Below are 19,170 nucleotides of genomic sequence, written 5' to 3' on the forward strand. Positions count from 1 at the left end.
TGCGGTATTAGCAGTGATTTCTCTCTGTTATCCCCCTCCATAAGGCAGGTTACCCACGTGTTACTCACCCGTCCGCCACTAGATAACGTATCTTCCGGCCGAAGCTTTCCGATACGCATCTCGTTCGACTTGCATGTGTTAGGCACGCCGCCAGCGTTCATCCTGAGCCAGGATCGAACTCTCATAAAAAGTTAAGAGATTACTCTCTTTAAGTTCTTTCTCCAGTCAAAACTTAGCTTAGCTTTTGTTTTTCCTTTTTTTACTTTTGGTTTATTAAACCGTTCGTGTAAGTTTCGTTTGAAACATTACTGAAAATTCTTCAAGAATCTTCAGGGTCTGTGTATTATTCGATCTTTGATTTTCAAGGTTCAGTTTTGCAAAAAGTTTTCCGGCTCACCTCGGCTGAAGCCTTGATTTTCCTTGCTTTCTTTCTGCTTTTTGCTGTCTTGTTTTTTGCGACAGCTTGTGTATCTTAACACCCGTTTATGGGACTGTCAAGAGTTTTTTTAAAATTTTTCTTACTTTTCGATGTTTTGCTTATTTTTTCTCTGCTATCGCCGATAATAATTACCCATTAATTTTCGTGACATCTTTCCCTGTTACCGGATGAGATAGTATTTCTACAAAGCATAAAAGCATTACTTTTTTAAAGCAGTCTGTATCATGCTTATAGAATCCATCAAAAAAGGCTTTGCAAAGTTTCCTTTACAAAGCCTTTTCCTCGGAATGACAGGACTTGAACCTGCGGCCTCTTGACCCCCAGTCAAGCGCGCTACCACCTGCGCTACATCCCGATAGGGAAAAATATATCTTATTTTCCCCTACAATGCAAGCTTATTTTGATTTTTTTTGGAAGAAACTCTGGGGAATCTGTTGCACGATTCCAATGGCAATAGCAATGGTAAAGGCTGTAAGAAAACAAGATCGCCCATATTTTAACGATAATGCTCCATTTCCCGTAATTAAATAATAGATTGCCTTATATACACCAATACCCGGAATCAGGGGGAATATACTGGTGGATAAAAAGATTGTGGCGGGGCACTTTCTCTTGGCCGCTAAGGATCGGGAAAATACTGCCGCAAAAATCCCCGAAAACAGAACCGCCATGGAATCCATTCCTGAAATATCCTCCACCATCAGATAAATGAACCAGGAAACAGAACCGATAATGCCGATATCCCAAAAGTATTTATAATGTACTTGATAAAGAAGGGCAAAGGAAACCGTACCCATCCCTGCCGTCACTGCACAGAGCGCTTTATACAATACCCCATAAAAATTTATTCCCTGGGCCTCTCCCATTTGCATAGCAAAGGGTAAAACCTCCGTCGTTGCCGCAACTCCAACGGACATCGAAACACAGGTAAGCATCGCGGTAAGCAGCAAAGACGTTCCTACCAGGTAGTTGTTTTGAGAAAATTCTCTCACGGAATTCGTAAAAAAGGCTCCCGGAACCAATAGCATCAAAGCACCAAGCATTACTCGACTGGGATGTTCGCCAACTCCGAAATAATACATCACATTTACACTTAGCGTCACCACACAGCTTCCCAAAATTGTCATAATATAACTTGTGCTCACAAAGCGGGATAAATAGTAACTGGCTATACCCAAACATATACCGGCCAAACCGGATATGGCAGAATCCATAAAAGGGACTCCAAGAGCCATGGCAAAACCGAAGGATCCAAAGTAGTAGGCAACTAAAATCCAAAAAAATCCATATCCCTCTATTCTGTCTATGGCATCCAAACGTCGCAAAATTTCCGCTTTCGGAATTCTATTCTCCACGGAAAGGCTGCGGGACAAGGTATTCACCTCTTCCACCTTCCGCAAATTATAAACTGTATCCGGTATATTCATTACACCGGATTCTTTTATACCTTGCTCATTGGTACCGGAGGCAAAGATTCCTCGGTTTAAAACATAAGTGGAAAAATGCTGAATTCCCAATGATTTTGCCACATAATTCATAGTTTCTTCTACACGGTAGGTTTCTGCACCGCTTTTCATGAGCATTCTTCCCACCGCCATGGGAATCTCTATATCCAATCCTGAACAACTCTGCCCCTTATCCAATTTTTCCAATATCTCTGCCATCTTAAGCTTCTTCACCCCTACTATGTAATTTTCTCAGCAAAAGAGGGAAGAATTTATCTTCTTCCCTCTTTGAGAATCTCATATTACCCTAGGCAGATTTAAATTGCAAGGGATGAGAGCACAGTCCTTCTTCGTATTTTGAAATTTTGTACAAAAAGCTTTATTAGGATGGATTTGCGGCACTGCTTTCCGCTGCAGAGCTACTTTCCTTCTCCGCATTTGCAGTAGAGCTTTCTTCCTTATTCTCTGCACCGGACTCTGTGCTTTGCGCCGCAGGATCTTTTACGGTTTCCTCTACAGTATACTTGTCCAGCTTCTGGCTTACGCATTGATTCCGAAGAGAATTCAGGTCTTCAAATCCGCTAAAATTGAATTTTACAGTACTGAACCAAGCTACAACTCCTGTATCGATGGTGGCGTAGTGATAAGGAATATCCATATCATTTAAATCTACTGTGACCTTACCGCTTCCCTCATCCATAAGGTTGGTAAATGCGCCTGTAAAGTAATAACTGTGCTGAGCGGAATAGCTCTTATCCGGAATGTTAATCTGCACATTGACCTTCATTACCGGGAACATGATATTGTGTTCAAAGGCATTGGCACTCTTGGAAGTCAGGAAATAATATCCCAAGTATTCCGCCCCCACAAAGCTTACCTCTTCTCCTTGGCTTGCTAACTGAGACTGAATCTTATCTGTAATCTCCTTCTGCATATCCTGCAATAAAGAATCTGAAATTGCGTCAGCCTTTTCCACATAGGAAGGTAAGCCCTCTACCGTAATTTCTTTTTCTGTTTCCTTAGGAGCAATACCGTATTTTTGAATTAAAGATTCCGGATTGGCCGGCTCGATTTTCACCTTTACCTTGTCACCATTCTTCAAATCCATGGAAGGTTCAACCGTGAAGTAGTAACCCTTGGAGCCATCCATATCTCCGGTTCCTTTCCACTCCACAGCTCCCTCAGGGGAAATGCCGGTGAACTTATAGTCAAAATCCTTAAAGGCATCAAAGAGCTGAACATCCTTTAAACCTTCCACCTTGAACTCTGTTCCCTTAGAGGTAAATTTGACTTTAAATTGTTCTTCCAGTTCTTCCTGACTGAATCCCCAGCTAAGCTTTACGGTCTCTCCGTTCTTCAGCTTTCCGTCCGACGAATCCCCTTCAATCTTCCAGTTTCCGTCAACGTAGAAATCATAAAGCAGCTCTGCCGCTCCGTAGTTCTTGGTCAAGCTGTCCTGCAGGAAATTCCCGCTTTTCTTTAACTTGATTTTCTTTTTGTAATCCTTCAGGTACGCATCCTTATCAAACTTCACTAAGGCTTTTCCATAGCCATCATAGCCGTCAAAGCTTACCGTGACATACTTATCCAAATTGACTTTTGTCTTTCTCGGTAATAAAGCGAAGAAAGATGCCAAAACAAGTAAAATCAAAACAACGGCAACTCCTACAAAAAGTGCGGAATTATTCTTTCCTGCATTTTCTGCATTGGCATTGTCTTTTACCTGTTTTTTTGCCTTGATTTCTTTGAGTTTTTTGTCGGTTTCCGTTTCTACCTTCTCTTTTAATTCGGATGCCTTTTCCGCTACAGCTGCACCTGCTGTTGTAGCTGCCTCCTCTACTTTCTTTACTACTTCTTCAGCCTTAGCCCCGGCTTCCTGAGTCGCTTCTTTAGTTTTGGCTTCTGCTTCCTTTGCAAGCTCTGCAGCCTTGTCCTGAACTTTTTCTGCTGCTTCTCCCGCGTGGGCTTGTGCCTCTTGAACAGCTTCTACGGCATGAGCTTGTGCCTCTTGAACAGCTTCCTCAAGCTTGCTTTCCGCTGCTTCAGCCTGCTTTTCCACCTCAGGAGCAATTTCATTCACTTTATCCTGAGCTTCCTCTGCCAGCTGTTCCACCTGCCCTTGCGCTTCCGTTGCAAGATTCTCAGCCTGATTCTTCAGCTCTTCTTTTCCTTCTTCCAACTTTTCTTCTACAGCTTCTGTTGCTGCCTGAAGATTCTCAGAAGGAGTGCTCCCGGCTTCTCCGGAATCGCCATCTTGCTGTAACTTTTCCTTTTGTTCATCTTGTTGTTCCATACTGACCTCCCCTTAATGAAAAGTATTATTTCACTAGCTTAAGAATACCTTTTTAAGGATGAAAAGGCAAGAATAATATTATCTCCCAGTAATAGAGGAGAAACCGCATCTTTACAGCCGGTTTCTCCCCCAGATAGATTCTGTATTTAATTCTTTTCTTTACGCTCTTCCTTTAATCGCTCTTCGTAATCCTTTAAGGCTGCCAGTGCTTCTCTGCTTAATGGATACATTACAATCAGATTAAAAATAGTCATCAGTCCAACGCCCATGTCTCCCATATCCCACACTACGGTGTATTGTGCCAAGCCTCCCACAAACAGCATAATCAAGGCAAAAATCTTATAGCCGGTTTGAGATGTCCAGTTATCTCCGAAAATGTAAGATATATTGGAACGGGCATAGAACAGGATTCCCAAAAAAGTCGAAAAGCTGAAGAGCCACAAAATAATAGCAATAAAAATCTTTCCGAAGGAACCGAAGTGATATGCCATAGCAGTCTGCAAAATATCCATTCCCTGCAGATTTACAATCTGCTCTTCCGGTACCAAAAGCATGATAAAAGCGGTACAGGAACAGATTACAATGGTATCAATGAATACCCCCATAGCTTGAAACAATCCGATTTTCGCAGGGTGATCCGTATCTGCCGCCGCCGCTGCACAAGGCGCAGATCCGGAGCCTGCTTCATTGGAGAAAAGTCCGCGCTTCACACCATTCATGACTACCGCACCAAAACCGCCTGCCAACATTTGCCGAAGACCGAAGGCTTCAGAGAAGATTCTCTGAAATACACTTGGCAGTGAAGTGATATTTCTCAAGATCACAAAAACGGTAAGAGCAAAGTATAAGCCGGCCATCACCGGTACAATCACGTCTAAAACCTTTGCTGTAGCGTGTTTTCTTAACACAATCACCGCTGCAAGAAACACCAAAATCGCTGTGGAAATAATCGGTTTAACGGAAAAAGCATTTTCAAATGCGGAGGACACAGAGTTGCCAATAACCTGACTGATTCCTCCCCAACAAATCAAACCGGAAAGGGCAAAAAGTATCGCAATAATGTTTTTCTTTTTGGGAATTTCTCCATTCAGTTCCTCTCCGGGAGCCTTCTTAAAAAAGAAGTCATGGATGTAGTAGGCAGGACCGCCACGGAATCCCCCGTATAGGGGATCTTTTCTCTTATGCAGCTGGGCTAATGTAGCCTCTACGAAAGCAGTGGAAGAACCGATTAAAGCGGTAATCCACATCCAAAAAACCGCACCTGCTCCCCCTGCGGAAATAGCCGCAACTACTCCCACAAGATTTCCCATTCCTACTCTTGTGGCCGTGGAAACAATCAGGGTCTGTAAGCCGGACAGCTTCCCTTTCTTCAAATCTCCCTTTTCCTTCCCTTTCGGTTTTTCCAAAATCACCGCCACCATCTCTGAAAATAAACGAATAGGAAGAAATTTCGTGCGAATCGTATAATAAATGCCGGCGGGGATTAATAGAATCACCATCAAAGACAGCCCCAAACCGCTTCCTCCGGGCAACGGAATCTTTACCAAGTCTCCCCATAAAAATCCGGTTACCGCTTCAATCATTGATACAATAAGTGCCATAGTTTCCTCCCCTTCTTTATTTAGGCGCATAGTTCCGGTCGTTCCTTCAAGAAAGTTTTGCCGATACAATTTTCTGCAAATTCATTTTTGTTTCTTTGCGCTTTCTCGCTTTTATGCGTCTATGCTTTTATGTGTTAAAGCATTCATCGTAAAAGAAAAAGCACAATGTGCTTTTCCCTATTGTAACAGCTATTTTCTTTTTGGCAAGGACTTTTCTTGCCTGAGGATATTCATTATCTCTCTTCAGGATATGTATCCATTTTATTTCCTAACAATATTCTTCCAACCCCTTCTTCATGGCATGGATATAGGCTTCCTTAATATCCTCCGGCCCTTGAATTTTTACAGCTCCTCCCAAAGAAAATACCCAAGCAAAAAACATTTCACTCACAGCCACATCCACATGACAGATGGCATAGCCTGGCTCTTCCGCAGGAAAAAGGGAAATCTCTTTTCCAAAACGATCCAGAAGAATTCCAACCATTTCCTCCCGAAAGATAAGGCTCACCTTTTTCCGTTCTCCTGCAAACATGGAAAAGGTTCTTTGCCGAAAATGCTCCATGTCCAGATTCTGAAAAGCATCTTCCCCTTGTCTTTTCTCCTCCATAATCCGGATATTCTTCATTTTATCCACCCGGTAGTGTTTAAACTTCTCCTCCTCTCCATCATAGCCGAGAAGGTAATAATTTTCATTTTCCAGAATCAAATTCCAGGGACTGACCAGGTAGGGCTTTTTCTTTTTCTCCACCAGTTCTTTTGCCATATTCCATTGCAGGTAGGAAAAACTGATTTGCCTGTTTTCCGCAATAGCTCTATGCAATTCGTCCACCACATAATAGATGGATTCGTTCATGCTCTTGATTCTTCCGGGGAGCATCAGCTGACGGTTTAATTGTCTGGCTTCATATTCACTGACAAAGGTAGTAAGCTTCTTGATTAGTTCCTTGGATTTTTTCTCCGTAATAAAGCGGGAGGCCTGCACCGCATCCGCCAGAAGCTTACATTCCGCCAGTTCAAATTCCTTACTGCCAAGATAATAGACATAGCTTCTGCCCTGCTTTTCCATCACCACATCATAGCCCATTTGGCGAAGGCACTCCAAGTCATCATAGACACTTTTCCGATCTGTCTCAATATCCAGCTCTCTTAAATAATCTTGGATTTCCGCCATGCTTAGTGGATGCTCTTCATCAGCTTTGTGCAGTAATATTTCTCGCAAATGATACCACTTCCACTTTTGATTCCTTCTTTTCGCCATATCCGCCCCCAAAAATCAGAATAATGCGCTCAAATACTATACACACATTTTAACAGGAAAAGGCACAATAGGATATTCAGAATTGCAGAATATTCAAAACGAGTATCCCGCCTTTTCAGGATACTCGTTTTAAATAAAAATTATATCGCTTAGTCTAGCAAATTATAAGAGTGCCTCTACTGCCTTCTTCACATCCTCCATAGAGTGGGTTGGCTCAAAACGCTGTACCACATTTCCCTTTCTATCCACCAAGAACTTGGTAAAGTTCCACTTGATATCCGGATTCTTCTTGTATTTTGGATCCTTGGCAAAGCACATCGCCCCCATGGCCATAGCCTTTACGCCCGTTCCAAATCCCTCAAAGCCCTTTTGCTCTTTAAGATAGCCGTATAACGGAAGAGCATTGGCACCATTGACCTCTGCCTTTTTCATCTGATCGAATTCTGTTTTGTACTGTAGGGTACAGAACTCGTGGACTTCATCATCCGTTCCCGGCGTCTGTCCTGCAAACTGATTACAGGGAATATCCAAAATCTCTAAACCCTTTTCATGGAAATTCTCGTAGAGCTTCTGTAAGTCCTCGTATTGAGGTGTAAATCCACAGCCGGTTGCCGTATTGACAATCAAAAGCACCTTTCCCTCATACTCTTTTAGAGATAGCATTTCCCTATTTCTCTTCTCTACACTGTAATCATAAATTCCCATATTTTCCTCCTGTACTCTATTTTCCCTTAAGGGCTAAACTTTTGTAATAGTTTTTTATCTGATAGATTGTTTGCAATTTAATTTTACTCTATCATATTCTTTTGTCAAGATATTTTTCACCTTGCATTTTAATTTGATTGTTTTTGTTACATTTGCAACATTTATCTCTTTTTTTCTTTGCTATCCTAAAGTCGTAAAGAGAAAAAATCAGGAGAGGAGTTTATATGATTACGAAAGAAATGACCTTAGCGGATGTTGTAAAGGAATATCCCGGTACCATTCCTTATTTAAATGAATATCGTTTGGATTATTGCTGTGGAGGACACGACCCTATTGCGAAGATCGCCAAAGAGAAAAATATTGATTTAGAGCCTTTTATACAGGAGCTGGAAAAATTGGCAGCCCTACCAAAGAAAAATGATTTAGACTACGAGGGGGAGCTGCAGCGTTTTCGTGCTCTGTCCGTACCGGAAATGCTGGCGGATTTAGAGCGCAGCCACCATATCAAGGAAAGAGAGCTACTGGCAGATGTGGAAGCTCTTTTGAATAAGATTCTTGTGGTGCACTACGAGCACCATGGAGAAGAGCTTAGTTCCATTCATCATCACTTTGCCCTCTTAAAGGCAGATTTGGAAGAACATTTTGCGAAAGAAGAAAAGCTGGTCTTCCCAATTATGAAAAAATCCGGAAAACCAAGCTCTGAAGACATTGCCTATGTAAAGAGTTTGGAGGAAGAACACAGTACAGCCGGAGAACTGATTAAGCTTTTACAGAAAGAGACGAATTTCTTTACAGCCCCGGAGGATGTTTGCCCTACCTACAGAAGATGCTTTAGCCAAATGGAAGCCTTGGTGGAAGATATTTTCATGCATATCTTTAAGGAAAATTCCATCGCCTTTCCGGAGTATTATGAGCAGGAATAAAGGGGGGCGCAATAAAGAACGAAATTTTCGTCAATATAAGTCCGAATACGGATAGTCTTAGCCCGATATTTGCTGATAGCAAGCGAAGAGAAGGACTGTTGAAATTAATTGATTGGAGCGAATGATGCATATGGGTCTGTATGAGGAGCAATCTGAGCCCGTCAGTACTTACTGAAAGCGAGCAAAGCGAAGCTTGAAGTTAGTACTGCTACGAAGGCGAAGTTAGCGGGAGCGTGCCCTGAATACAGACCCATACTGCATCAGAGCACCTCTCGATATTGAATACAGCCCTTCCCTACGCAAAAATTAAGCTAGCGGGAGCGTACCCCGTATTCAGACCTATATTGCCGAAAATTGCTTTATTTTGATTTTTTGCAGCCACTTAATTTCATTCTAGTACAGAGCTTCCTGAAAAGCCTCTACAATTTCTTCCAGCTCTTCCTCCTGTATGGTTCTTAAATCCATCCAGTAATCATCTTCCCAGATTCTTCCGATAATCGGCGTTTTCCCCTTTCGCAGTCTGGCTTCCAGCTGGGAGACGGAAAGCTTTTCCGGATGATAAACCAAAGCATAGCTATCCATATAAGTATCCGGTAGAGAACCTCCTCCCACTTGGGCCTTGGAGGGCTGCAAAGAATATTCTCCGGGGATAGATTCCTTTTGGAACAAATGAAGCAATGCCTCTCCCCGCTTTTTCACCACAGCTTGCTCTTCCGACAGCATACGAAGTACCGGAATTCTTTCTTCAATTCCCTCCTCCTTCAGATATTCTAAAAAGCATAGCTCCAAGGCGGTAATGGTAAGCTTATCTACCCGAAGGGCTCTGGTAAGAGGATTTTTCTTCATTTGATCAATATATTCTTTTTTTCCGATAATAATTCCGGCCTGAGGGCCTCCCAAAAGCTTGTCTCCACTGAAACAAACCACATCCACACCGGCTTCGATGGCTTCCTGTACCGTAGGTTCATGGGGAAGTCCGTATTTTTCCAAAGGAAGAAGCACGCCGGAGCCTAAATCTTCAACAATAGGAATTCCGGTTTCCAAAGAAAGAGGCTTTAATTCTCTGGCCTCTACAGATTCCGTGAAACCGCAGATTTTGTAATTGCTGGTATGCACCTTTAAGAAGGCCTTGGTGTTTTCATTTACAACTTCCACATAATCCCGATAATGAGTCTTATTGGTAGTTCCCACTTCCCGCATCTCCGCCCCGGAAGCGGCACAAACATCGGGAATACGGAATTTTCCGCCAATTTCCACCAGCTCTCCTCGAGATACCACAACCTCTCCTCCCTTGGCCAGGGTAGAGAGAATCAATAAAACCGCCGAAGCATTGTTATTGACTACCATAGCATCCTCTGCGCCGGTGATTTTGCAAATGCTGTCCTTAATATGACTGTAGCGCTCCCCCCGCTCTCCCTTTTCCAAGTCATATTCCAGGTTGGAGTAGGAAGAAAGCATCTTGGCGAGCTCCTGTCCGATTTTCGGAGAAAGCAAAGCACGACCAAGGTTGGTATGTAAAATGGTGCCTGTGGCATTAATCACCTTCTTTAACTTCGGCTTTACATCGCCCTCGATACGCTCCGTAATCCGACTGTAAAGAGAAGAAAAGGCCTGTTCTATCCGACTTTCCTCTTCTTCCTCCCGAACGCATTTTCGGAGATTTTCCACCTCAAGCCTTACGCAGTCCGTAACATAGGATAAACCGTAATCCTGAATAAAAGAGAGAATCTGCTCCTCCTCCAATATGTTGTCAATTTTGGGAATTCTTCTAAAAAATGCATTTCTATCCATGGTCTTCTTCCTTTTCTCTTGTGTTTATACTTTCTTTAGAATCCATTGTATCATAAATTCACTAAAGGATAGCTACATTGAATGAAAAACTCCGGGATTTCCATCCAAATTTTATGTATAAAAAAAGAGCTTAGAAGAAATGCTTTAAAGGAGTATCTCCCAAGCCTTCATTCTAAGCTCTAAATTTGCTACGATTCTTTATAAAAATTGCTTTTATAAAGTCTTGTTATAACAAAATATCATTTTTATAAAATATCGTTTTTACAAAATATCGTTTTTATAAAATAGTATTTTTATAAGCTGCTGTTTTTTCCTGCTGTTTGTAAACGGATAAGCGCACGATAAAGCTTTGCCTGATTCCGAAGTCTTTGTTCTTCGGAAAGCTTTTCATCCTGAATCTTCTTCTCAGCTCGCTCCTTGGCTCTCTCAGCACGATCAACATCGATTTCCTCGCTCCACTCAAAGGTGGTGGGAATCAATCGACAATGGTTGTCCATCATGGAAAGCATTCCTCCGATACAGGCTGCCTTTCTCTCGCTACCATCCTTCATAATCACTTTGGCTGTACCCATACCTACCGCTGTGCAGTAATTGATATGGTGAGCCATGATAGCCAGGTCTCCTGTAATGGTTCTTAAGCTGACACGTTCTACTTCATCGTCAAATTTTTGCCCATCCATAGAAACAATCTCTAAATGGAAGTTTGCCATAAAGGTCCCTCCTTACTGTTTCTTAGCTTTTTCAAAAACTTCATCGATGTTTCCTACTAAGAGGAAAGCAGACTCAGGAAGCTCGTCACATTCTCCGTTCAAAATCATCTTAAAGCCGCGGATAGTTTCCTTTAATGGAACATACTTTCCTGCAAGACCGGTGAACTGCTCTGCTACAGAGAAGCTCTGAGACAGGAAGTTCTGAATCTTTCTGGCACGGAAAACGCTAATCTTATCTTCCTCAGACAATTCATCCATACCCATGATGGCGATGATATCCTGTAATTCCTTATATCTCTGGAGTACCTGCTGCACACCTCTTGCCACCTGGTAGTGCTCCTCTCCTACGATTTCCGGAGTAAGAATACGGCTGGTGGAATCCAAAGGATCTACTGCAGGGTAAATTCCCTTACTTGCAATGTCTCTGGACAATACGGTTGTCGCATCCAAGTGGGTAAATGTTGTTGCAGGCGCCGGGTCGGTAAGGTCATCCGCAGGCACATAAACCGCCTGAACGGAGGTGATAGATCCCTGCTTTGTGGAAGTAATACGCTCCTGCAAAGCACCCATGTCTGTTGCCAGTGTTGGCTGATATCCTACCGCAGAAGGCATTCTTCCGAGAAGTGCGGATACCTCTGAACCTGCCTGGGTAAAACGGAAAATATTATCAATGAAGAGCAATACGTCCTGGTGCTTCACATCACGGAAGTACTCCGCCATGGTCAGACCGGAAAGTGCAACTCTCATTCTCGCTCCGGGCGGCTCGTTCATCTGTCCGTAAACCAGGGCAGTCTTATCCAAAACGCCGCTTTCCTTCATTTCTCCGTAAAGGTCGTTACCCTCACGGGTACGCTCTCCTACACCGGTAAATACGGAGATACCGCCGTGTGCTGTTGCCACGTTATGGATCAGCTCCATGATCAATACGGTTTTACCTACTCCCGCACCACCGAAAAGTCCGATTTTTCCTCCCTTTGCGTAAGGGCAAATGAGGTCTACTACCTTGATACCTGTCTCCAGGATCTCTGTAGCAGGGGTCTGCTCCTCGAAAGAAGGAGCCGGACGGTGAATCGCCCATCTTTCCTCTGTCTCAGGGGCAGGTTTTTCATCTACAGGATTACCTAAAATGTTGAAGATTCTTCCCAAGCAGGGCTCTCCAACAGGTACTGTAATGGGGTTTCCTGTATCAACAGCTTCCATTCCTCTAACCAAGCCATCGGTGGAACTCATTGCGATACAACGTACCACATCATCTCCCAACTGCTGTGCAACCTCCGCAATAAGCTCGGTATCTCCAAGCTGGATGGAAATTGCGTTCAATAAGGAGGGGAGTTCCCCTTCCTGGAATCGAATATCCAGGACGGCACCCATGACCTGTATAACCTTTCCTACATGTTTTTCTGTCATGTATCTCTCCTTTTTCTACACTACAACTCTTCCGCACCGGCAACGATTTCCGTGATTTCCTGGGTAATACTTGCCTGTCTTGCTCTATTGTAGAATAGACTTAATTTATCAATCATCTCTCCGGCATTATCTGTAGCTGCCTCCATAGCTGTTCTTCTTGCTGCCAGCTCACTGGCAACAGAAGTACAAATTCCGCTATAGACCAGCCCTGCAAGATATTCCGGTACTATCGCATTAAAAACATCTTCTCCACTTGGCTCGTAGAGAATCAGGTTACGAATCTTCTTCGCTTCTTCTTCGCTTTCCTCTTTAAAATCAGACAAGGGCAAGAGAGAAATAGCTCCCGCCTTCTGGCTCATCATGGACACAAAATCCGTATAGATCAATGCCACATGGCCGAATTCCTGATTTTTATAGGCTTCACAGATTTTCTGGGCAATGCTGTAAGAGTCGGAAATTCCAACCTCTCCAACATGAGTATAGCTGTCATTAAACAACTCATACTTCTTCTGCCGTCCATACTCTAAGGCTTTCTTTCCTAATGGGAACAAAGCAAATTCCTTGCCCTTGATTTCTTCCTCCAGGGTACGGAAAAGATTGGCATTATAGCCTCCCGCCATACCACGGTCTCCCGCAATCAATACATAGCACCACTTTTCGGAGCTGTTTTTCTTGGTGTAGGGAGAAGAAAAATCTGTATTTCCATTGGCAATTTCAGAAAGAGTTTTCTTTAAAGTCTGAAAATACGGTTTGGTATTCTCCGCCTTTTCCTTTGCCTTTCGAAGCTTAGAGGAAGCTACCAGCTCCATGGCCTTGGTAATCTGCATGGTATTCTGGATGCTTTTAATACGGAGTTTCACTGACTTCATATTTGCTGCAGCCATGTTTTCTCCTTCTTCCTGGGTTTACAGTCTCTTTAAAAATTCCGCTGTAAAACGCTCTAAGCTAGCCTTAAGTTTCTTCTCTGTCTCTTCTTCCAGCTTACCGGTTTCTCTGATGGCATTCATTGCGCTCAGAGCCTCTGCATCGGCATCTAAGAAGTGATAAAGCTCTTCCTCATAGTGACGGATATCCTTAACCTCTACAGCAGTCAGGATTCCCTGAACTACCGCATAAAGGATTGCTACCTGCTTCTCAACGGCAACAGGCTCTCCCTTACCCTGCTTCAGTACCTCTACTATACGTTCACCCTGGGCAAGTCTCTGCTTGGTATCCTGGTCAAGGTCGGAACCGAACTGCGCGAAGGACTGTAACTCTCTATACTGAGAGTAAACCAGCTTCAAGGTTCCTGCTACCTTCTTCATGGCCTTAATCTGCGCATTTCCTCCTACACGGGATACGGAGATACCGGGGTTAACCGCCGGCATAATACCGCTGTGGAACAGCTCTGTCTCCAAGAAAATCTGTCCGTCTGTAATGGAAATAACGTTGGTAGGAATATATGCGGAAACGTCACCGGCCTGTGTCTCGATGATAGGAAGGGCTGTTAAGGATCCTCCTCCTAATTCAGGAGAGAGCTTTGCGGCTCTTTCCAGCAATCTGGAGTGTAAGTAGAATACGTCTCCGGGATATGCTTCTCTTCCTGGCGGTCTACGAATCAAAAGGGAGATTGCACGGTATGCCACCGCATGCTTACTCAAATCATCATAGATGATAAGGACATGCTTTCCCTGATTCATAAAATACTCTCCCATAGCACATCCTGCATAAGGTGCGATGTACTGCAAGGGGCTCGGCTCGGAAGCAGTTGCCGCAACAACGATGGAGTAATCCATAGCACCGGCTTCCTTTAATTCATTTACCAATGCGGTAACAGTAGATCTCTTCTGTCCGATTGCCACATAGATACAGATAACATCCTTACCCTTTTGGTTAATGATGGTATCAATAGCAATGGTAGTTTTACCGGTCTGTCTGTCACCGATAATCAACTCTCTTTGTCCTCTTCCGATAGGAATCATGGAGTCAATGGCCTTAATTCCTGTCTGCAAAGGCTCTTTAACCGGCTGTCTCTTGATGATGCCGGGTGCAGGGCTTTCCACTGCACGGAACTCTGTACTCTCGATGGGACCGATGCCGTCAATAGGCTGTCCAATCGCATTTACTACTCGTCCGATTAATTGTTCTCCTACAGGAACAGATACTACTCTACCTGTACGCTTTACGCTCTGCCCTTCTCTGATTCCTACGTCGGAACCGAAAAGTACCGCAGAAACACTTGTTTCTTCAAGGTTTTGAGCCATACCGAAAGTGCCGTCCTCGAACTCTAAAAGCTCTCCGGACATACAATTTGTCAGACCGGAAACTCGGGCAATACCGTCACCTACGGTGAGTACGGTGCCTGTTTCATTCTGAACAATGGCATTTTGGTAATATTTAATCTGGCTTCGAATGACCTCGGAAATTTTTTCTGGTTTTAATTCCATTCTATGCCCATCCTTTTTACAAGACTACTTCATTAACAGTTTTACGAATCTCTTTCAATCGAGCAGAAACCGTACCGTCTAAGGTCTTTCCTGCTACTTCCACCTTCAATCCGCCCAATACCTTGGGATCGATTTTTTCGGAGAGAATAATGGTTTTTGCACAAAGCTTTTGCAACTTTTCGATTAAAGCCGACTTTTGCTCCTCTTGTAAAGGCACCGCACTGGTGACCAGAGCTTCTGCAATCCTCTGATCTTCCTGATACAGTGCTTTGTAGGTCTTGTAGCTCTCTTTAAAGCCTCTTACCAGACCCTTCTCCAAAAGCAGCTTCAAAAAATTCAATAAATAAGGCTGCAGTTCTGTTGCAAAGGCTTGATCCAAAAGAGACAATCTCTCCTTCTTGGGAATGGAAGGCTCTGCCAGAAGAGAATAATAATCCGGATTTTCCTCCAGAAGTGTTTTCACACAGCTCATCTCTTCTAAAATTTCTTTTTCCAGATGCTCTTCCTTGGCTAAGTCGTAAAGACTTTTCCCGTACAAGCTGGATGCCTTATTCATGATGCCTCCTCTACATTTTGTAAGAACTCATCAATTAAAGCTTTATGCTCATCTTCGTGGATTTCCTTCTCCACAACTTTTCCTGCAATATCCATAGCAATGCTTCCGATTTCATCCTTTACCTCATTCAAGGCTTTCTTTCTCTCTAAACGGATATCCTCTTCTGCCTTTGCCTTAATAGAGCTTGCATGCTGTTCCGCCTCTTTAATCAATTCCTCGGCACGGAGGTTGGCATCCTTCTTCGCATCCTCAATAATGCGGTTTGCCTCACCTCTAGCATCAGACATACTGCTTTCATATTCTGTCTTAACAGCCTCAGCTGCTTCTTTTGCTTTCTTTGCCTCTTGTATATCCTTATCTGCCGCTTCCTGTCTCTTCTTTAAAACCTCGTTAATGGGCTTAAAAAGAAAACGCTTAATGAGATATACCTGAATAAAAAGGTTCAAAATCTGGGCAATGAAGGTCCATGGAATGATGGTTACCAACTGTTGCGATTCCATACTTTTCTCCTTTCTTCGCTTTGCTTCGTAATTGTTCTTACTTTAAGAAATTCATGAACATACCGGGAGCAACGAAGATCAGAAGAAGACCGGTTACGAATCCGTAGATACCGGTTGTCTCGGCAATCGCACAACCTAATAACATGGTAGAAGTAACATCACCCTTACACTCGGGCTGTCTTCCGATAGCTTCCAAAGCCTTAGCTACAGCGTTACCTTCTCCGATACCGGGTCCGATACCGGCGATTAATGCAGCACCTGCACCGATTCCACATCCTGCTAATGCAATACCTCTTGCTAAAAACTGAAATTCACTCATTTTCTTGTCCTCCTAAATTAATTTGTTTATCCTTCTGCTGCGTTGGCGATATACATGATCGTCAACATGGTAAAAATAAATGCCTGCATGGCACTGGAAAACCAGTCAAAATAAAATCCTACGATAGCGGGCAGACCCACTGCAAAAATAGGAATGTTTGATAGAAAATCTCCTACAACACCGGGAATCAATCCCAAAACTGCGGAAGAGGCAATGGTCAATGATGCATAAATCAAACCACTGATAACCACTCCTGACAAAATGTTACCGAAATGACGACATGCCATACTAATGGGGGTAGCCACATCCGAAAGGATGTTAAACGGCGTCATAACCGGAATGGGCTGGGTAAATCCCTTCAAAAATCCAATAACTCCACCTGCCTTAATCTTGTTGGCAATGATGATTACGTAAACCGTAAGTGCCCAGGCTGCCTCTGTGGACAGATCTGCGGTAGGGCTTCGTAATCCGGTCAAACTGATTAAGTTGGAAACGATACTGGTGCCAAAAAGGGCTGCCACAAAAGGAATCATCTTATCAAACTTGGTTCCTCCCGTATTACTGCGCACTAAGTTGTTGGCACTTTCTACAATCAGCTCTGCAATGGCTTGTCGTTTACTAATATTTTCCACCCGCAGATTTCGGGTAAGGAAGATACATAGTCCGGTGATAATCGCCATAACTATCCAGCTGACCACTAGGGTTTCCGAAAGCAGAAAATCTCCTAGGAAAGGAATTCCTGTAGGAATTTTAAGGAATATTTTTGCTCCAGAAATATCAAAATTCATACTCTAGTTTTCACCTCCTTGTGTTTTCGTATTCTTTTTCCAGTCGAGAACCCCTCGTATTCTCAGAAATGCTCCCGGAAAAAGTAAGGGAACAATACCCGCTACGGCGTTAAAAATGGGAGCGATTAGCGCTATCACAATCCAAATCAACTGTAGCATGGTACGGTTTCGGTAAGATGCTCTCATCTTCTGGTAAGCATCCTCCTGATTTTCCGTGTTGACAATCTCCTGAACAGTAATCCCCATGAGATAAAAATTCATTACTGCCACAAAGCTTCCCAATACGGCGGAAAGAATCACCTTATAATCAAAGCTGACTATTTCCGGTTTTGCTATATGAAGAAAGAAAAAACAGATTAGCAGCACAAGGCAAGCTATTCCGCACTGCACAGCAATCTGCACAGTTTCTTTTTTCACAGTAGATTGTACCTTCATTTTTCTTATCCTTTCTAATGTAAAAGCTAAAGTCGGAGCTTCCTAACGATGTTGGTTAAAAGCTCTATCCTTTGTTTCTTGCTTCTTCTCCTTCTCGGAAACAGACAGATAAAACTTATAGGCTGTCATAAAGGAAGCCGCAAGACCGAAGAAAAATGCAGGCAGGTATATCCAGTAAGAAAGGTGAAAGTGCTCTCTTAATTGATATGCCACAAATAAGCATAATAAAAGCGGCATTGCAAGGGATAATCCAAACTGACTCAGAATCGTTAGATTTCTGAATGCCTTTGACCATTCCTTCATGCCGCTCTCCTCCTTGATTGCTCACTTACGAGATAATTCCCGTTGCCATTTTCCATATAAAGAGGATTCTACACTAGCCCTGAGAAATAGACAATATTGTTAAGAAAAAAACTTTTACAATTTCTTTCAAAGCAAAAGCAAATTTTATGGTAGTTCTTTTTTACTTTTAGTACTTTTTACTGTAATTTTCTTTCTTATTTTGTCTTTTCGGGACAGTTCCCTTTTTATGAAAATTTTCACAACAGATACTTTATCGACTACTTTTGTAAGTTTTAAAAGAGTTTTATGAAAATTTTTATTCAGTTTATTTCTTTATGCTTATGAAATACTCTTTTCTGCCATATCCTGATGATGATAAAGATATCTTTTGCATTTAGCCTGCGGAAACGGGAGCTTCCTTAGCCTCTTCCTTCTTTTCCTGTACGGGAGCTTCCTTTGCTTCTACCTTCTTCACCCTTTTACCGGTAATGGCGGAAGTGGGACACTTCTGGGCACAAATACCGCAATCGGTACATTTTTCATTCATCACCGCCAAATCATTCAGGACATGAATGGCATCGAAGGGGCAATTCTTTTCACAAATTCCACAGGCAATACAGCCGATGGAACAGCTATCCTTTACCGCCTTGCCCTTTAAGAGATTCTTACAGGAAACAATGTGTTTCTTCTTATAAGGAACAAAGGAAATCAACGCCTTGGGGCAAGCTTTAATACAAGCACCGCAGGCTGTACACTTCTCCTTATCCACAATGGCAACACCATCCACCACATGAATAGCATCAAAGGCACAGACCTTTACGCAGGAGCCATAGCCACAGCAAGAGTATGGGCAGGACTTTTCCGTTCCTCCCGGAACCACCGCCAAGTCATTGCAATCGGCAATACCTGTATAGCTGGCAATCTGCTTTGTCTTGGAGCAGGATCCCTGGCAGTGTACATGGGCAACCTTTTTTTCCTGGTCCATGGACACCTCTCCGGTGCCAAGAATTTGCGCAATCTTCTCCGCTACGGGACTTCCTCCTACCGGACACTGTGTTACAGGAGCCTCTCCCAATGCCATAGCCTTAGCACAGCCGTCACAGCCGGGGAATCCGCAGGCACCGCAGTTGTTTCCCGGAAGTGCCGCACGAATCTTCGCCTCTGTTTCATCCACCTCCACCTTGAATTTCTCGGAGGCCACTCCTAAAAATACGCCCAAAATCAAACCTGTTGCACCCACTAAACCGGCGGCAACCAGGACCAATGTTGTCATTAGACTCATACTCAATCCT

Annotated in this window: 18 protein-coding genes, 1 tRNA gene and 1 rRNA gene; 1 reads left to right on the plus strand and 19 read right to left on the minus strand. The window is 43.3% G+C overall.

Annotated features, from left to right (window positions below; all coding sequences use genetic code 11):
• From HNQ46_RS03345 to HNQ46_RS03375, 7 genes are all read right to left on the minus strand, one after another.
• Positions 1-189 (minus strand): 16S ribosomal RNA (locus HNQ46_RS03345); the annotation flags it as partial.
• 532 nt (positions 190-721) lie between these two features.
• Positions 722-794: transfer RNA gene (locus HNQ46_RS03350), tRNA-Pro, on the minus strand.
• A 40-nt stretch (positions 795-834) separates the two neighbouring features.
• Positions 835-2,103: a threonine/serine exporter family protein gene (locus HNQ46_RS03355; protein WP_183683020.1), complete on the minus strand. Its 1,269-nt coding sequence runs from the start codon at positions 2,101-2,103 to the stop codon at positions 835-837.
• A gap of 163 nt (positions 2,104-2,266) precedes the next feature.
• Positions 2,267-4,177 (minus strand): hypothetical protein, encoded by a 1,911-nt coding sequence (locus tag HNQ46_RS03360; RefSeq protein WP_183683023.1) that lies wholly within the window; start codon positions 4,175-4,177, stop codon positions 2,267-2,269.
• A 146-nt stretch (positions 4,178-4,323) separates the two neighbouring features.
• Positions 4,324-5,778 carry an alanine/glycine:cation symporter family protein gene (locus HNQ46_RS03365; protein WP_183683026.1) on the minus strand — a complete coding sequence of 485 codons (1,455 nt, stop codon included), beginning with the start codon at positions 5,776-5,778 and terminating at the stop codon, positions 4,324-4,326.
• Positions 5,779-6,046: 268 nt separating this feature from the next.
• Positions 6,047-7,036 (minus strand): helix-turn-helix transcriptional regulator, encoded by a 990-nt coding sequence (locus HNQ46_RS03370; RefSeq protein WP_243155833.1) that lies wholly within the window; start codon positions 7,034-7,036, stop codon positions 6,047-6,049.
• 162 nt (positions 7,037-7,198) lie between these two features.
• Complete coding sequence (locus HNQ46_RS03375) at positions 7,199-7,741, minus strand: glutathione peroxidase (RefSeq protein WP_007157825.1); 543 nt, start codon at positions 7,739-7,741, stop codon at positions 7,199-7,201.
• A 224-nt stretch (positions 7,742-7,965) separates the two neighbouring features.
• Between HNQ46_RS03375 and HNQ46_RS03380 the strand changes: the two genes are divergently transcribed.
• A complete protein-coding gene (locus tag HNQ46_RS03380) occupies positions 7,966-8,664 on the plus strand; it encodes a DUF542 domain-containing protein (protein ID WP_183683032.1) in 699 nt (232 codons plus the stop codon).
• A gap of 393 nt (positions 8,665-9,057) precedes the next feature.
• On the opposite strand, the gene selA is transcribed toward HNQ46_RS03380, so the two are convergent.
• From selA to HNQ46_RS03440, 12 genes are all read right to left on the minus strand, one after another.
• Positions 9,058-10,455, minus strand: coding sequence for an L-seryl-tRNA(Sec) selenium transferase (gene selA, locus HNQ46_RS03385; protein ID WP_183683035.1), 1,398 nt, complete (start codon positions 10,453-10,455; stop codon positions 9,058-9,060).
• 293 nt (positions 10,456-10,748) lie between these two features.
• A complete protein-coding gene (atpC, locus tag HNQ46_RS03390; protein WP_007157828.1) occupies positions 10,749-11,165 on the minus strand; it encodes an ATP synthase F1 subunit epsilon in 417 nt (138 codons plus the stop codon).
• Positions 11,166-11,177: 12 nt separating this feature from the next.
• Complete coding sequence (gene atpD, locus HNQ46_RS03395) at positions 11,178-12,572, minus strand: F0F1 ATP synthase subunit beta (protein WP_007157829.1); 1,395 nt, start codon at positions 12,570-12,572, stop codon at positions 11,178-11,180.
• Between the two features lie 20 nt (positions 12,573-12,592).
• Entirely contained in the window at positions 12,593-13,456 is an 864-nt protein-coding gene (gene atpG / locus HNQ46_RS03400) for an ATP synthase F1 subunit gamma (protein WP_183683038.1), read from the minus strand.
• A 21-nt stretch (positions 13,457-13,477) separates the two neighbouring features.
• Positions 13,478-14,998, minus strand: a complete 1,521-nt coding sequence (gene atpA / locus HNQ46_RS03405) for a F0F1 ATP synthase subunit alpha (protein WP_183683041.1) — start codon at positions 14,996-14,998, stop codon at positions 13,478-13,480.
• Between the two features lie 16 nt (positions 14,999-15,014).
• A complete protein-coding gene (gene atpH / locus HNQ46_RS03410) occupies positions 15,015-15,554 on the minus strand; it encodes an ATP synthase F1 subunit delta (RefSeq protein WP_183683043.1) in 540 nt (179 codons plus the stop codon).
• Complete coding sequence (atpF, locus tag HNQ46_RS03415; protein ID WP_183683046.1) at positions 15,551-16,054, minus strand: F0F1 ATP synthase subunit B; 504 nt, start codon at positions 16,052-16,054, stop codon at positions 15,551-15,553. Before atpF ends, atpH begins: the two co-directional genes overlap by 4 nt.
• A 37-nt stretch (positions 16,055-16,091) precedes the next feature.
• Positions 16,092-16,373, minus strand: coding sequence for an ATP synthase F0 subunit C (atpE, locus tag HNQ46_RS03420; protein WP_007157834.1), 282 nt, complete (start codon positions 16,371-16,373; stop codon positions 16,092-16,094).
• A gap of 26 nt (positions 16,374-16,399) precedes the next feature.
• On the minus strand, positions 16,400-17,161 hold the full coding sequence (locus HNQ46_RS03425; RefSeq protein WP_183683049.1) for a F0F1 ATP synthase subunit A: 762 nt from the start codon (positions 17,159-17,161) through the stop codon (positions 16,400-16,402).
• Between the two features lie 3 nt (positions 17,162-17,164).
• The gene (locus HNQ46_RS03430) at positions 17,165-17,596 is read right to left on the minus strand and encodes an ATP synthase subunit I (protein WP_007157836.1); all 432 of its coding nucleotides are present in this window, start codon (positions 17,594-17,596) and stop codon (positions 17,165-17,167) included.
• Positions 17,597-17,638: 42 nt separating this feature from the next.
• Positions 17,639-17,899, minus strand: a complete 261-nt coding sequence (locus HNQ46_RS03435; protein ID WP_007157837.1) for an AtpZ/AtpI family protein — start codon at positions 17,897-17,899, stop codon at positions 17,639-17,641.
• A 373-nt stretch (positions 17,900-18,272) separates the two neighbouring features.
• Positions 18,273-19,160 (minus strand): RnfABCDGE type electron transport complex subunit B, encoded by an 888-nt coding sequence (locus HNQ46_RS03440; protein ID WP_007157838.1) that lies wholly within the window; start codon positions 19,158-19,160, stop codon positions 18,273-18,275.
• Positions 19,161-19,170 lie beyond the last annotated feature (10 nt).

The sequence above is a fragment of the Oribacterium sinus genome (assembly GCF_014202695.1).
Taxonomy (GTDB): Bacteria; Bacillota; Clostridia; order Lachnospirales; family Lachnospiraceae; genus Oribacterium; species Oribacterium sinus.

Excerpts from the sequence above, each read along its gene's own strand:
- atpE (WP_007157834.1), bottom strand. The coding sequence starts at position 16,373 with ATGAGTGAATTTCAGTTTTTAGCAAGAGGTATTGCATTAGCAGGATGT.
- HNQ46_RS03435 (WP_007157837.1), bottom strand. The coding sequence starts at position 17,899 with ATGAAGGAATGGTCAAAGGCATTCAGAAATCTAACGATTCTGAGTCAG.
- HNQ46_RS03440 (WP_007157838.1), bottom strand. The coding sequence starts at position 19,160 with ATGAGTCTAATGACAACATTGGTCCTGGTTGCCGCCGGTTTAGTGGGT.
- HNQ46_RS03430 (WP_007157836.1), bottom strand. The coding sequence starts at position 17,596 with ATGAAGGTACAATCTACTGTGAAAAAAGAAACTGTGCAGATTGCTGTG.
- HNQ46_RS03375 (WP_007157825.1), bottom strand. The coding sequence starts at position 7,741 with ATGGGAATTTATGATTACAGTGTAGAGAAGAGAAATAGGGAAATGCTA.
- atpH (WP_183683043.1), bottom strand. The coding sequence starts at position 15,554 with ATGAATAAGGCATCCAGCTTGTACGGGAAAAGTCTTTACGACTTAGCC.
- atpA (WP_183683041.1), bottom strand. The coding sequence starts at position 14,998 with ATGGAATTAAAACCAGAAAAAATTTCCGAGGTCATTCGAAGCCAGATT.
- HNQ46_RS03365 (WP_183683026.1), bottom strand. The coding sequence starts at position 5,778 with ATGGCACTTATTGTATCAATGATTGAAGCGGTAACCGGATTTTTATGG.
- atpD (WP_007157829.1), bottom strand. The coding sequence starts at position 12,572 with ATGACAGAAAAACATGTAGGAAAGGTTATACAGGTCATGGGTGCCGTC.
- atpG (WP_183683038.1), bottom strand. The coding sequence starts at position 13,456 with ATGGCTGCAGCAAATATGAAGTCAGTGAAACTCCGTATTAAAAGCATC.
- HNQ46_RS03425 (WP_183683049.1), bottom strand. The coding sequence starts at position 17,161 with ATGAATTTTGATATTTCTGGAGCAAAAATATTCCTTAAAATTCCTACA.
- HNQ46_RS03380 (WP_183683032.1), top strand. The coding sequence starts at position 7,966 with ATGATTACGAAAGAAATGACCTTAGCGGATGTTGTAAAGGAATATCCC.
- atpC (WP_007157828.1), bottom strand. The coding sequence starts at position 11,165 with ATGGCAAACTTCCATTTAGAGATTGTTTCTATGGATGGGCAAAAATTT.
- HNQ46_RS03355 (WP_183683020.1), bottom strand. The coding sequence starts at position 2,103 with ATGGCAGAGATATTGGAAAAATTGGATAAGGGGCAGAGTTGTTCAGGA.
- atpF (WP_183683046.1), bottom strand. The coding sequence starts at position 16,054 with ATGGAATCGCAACAGTTGGTAACCATCATTCCATGGACCTTCATTGCC.
- selA (WP_183683035.1), bottom strand. The coding sequence starts at position 10,455 with ATGGATAGAAATGCATTTTTTAGAAGAATTCCCAAAATTGACAACATA.
- HNQ46_RS03370 (WP_243155833.1), bottom strand. The coding sequence starts at position 7,036 with ATGGCGAAAAGAAGGAATCAAAAGTGGAAGTGGTATCATTTGCGAGAA.
- HNQ46_RS03360 (WP_183683023.1), bottom strand. The coding sequence starts at position 4,177 with ATGGAACAACAAGATGAACAAAAGGAAAAGTTACAGCAAGATGGCGAT.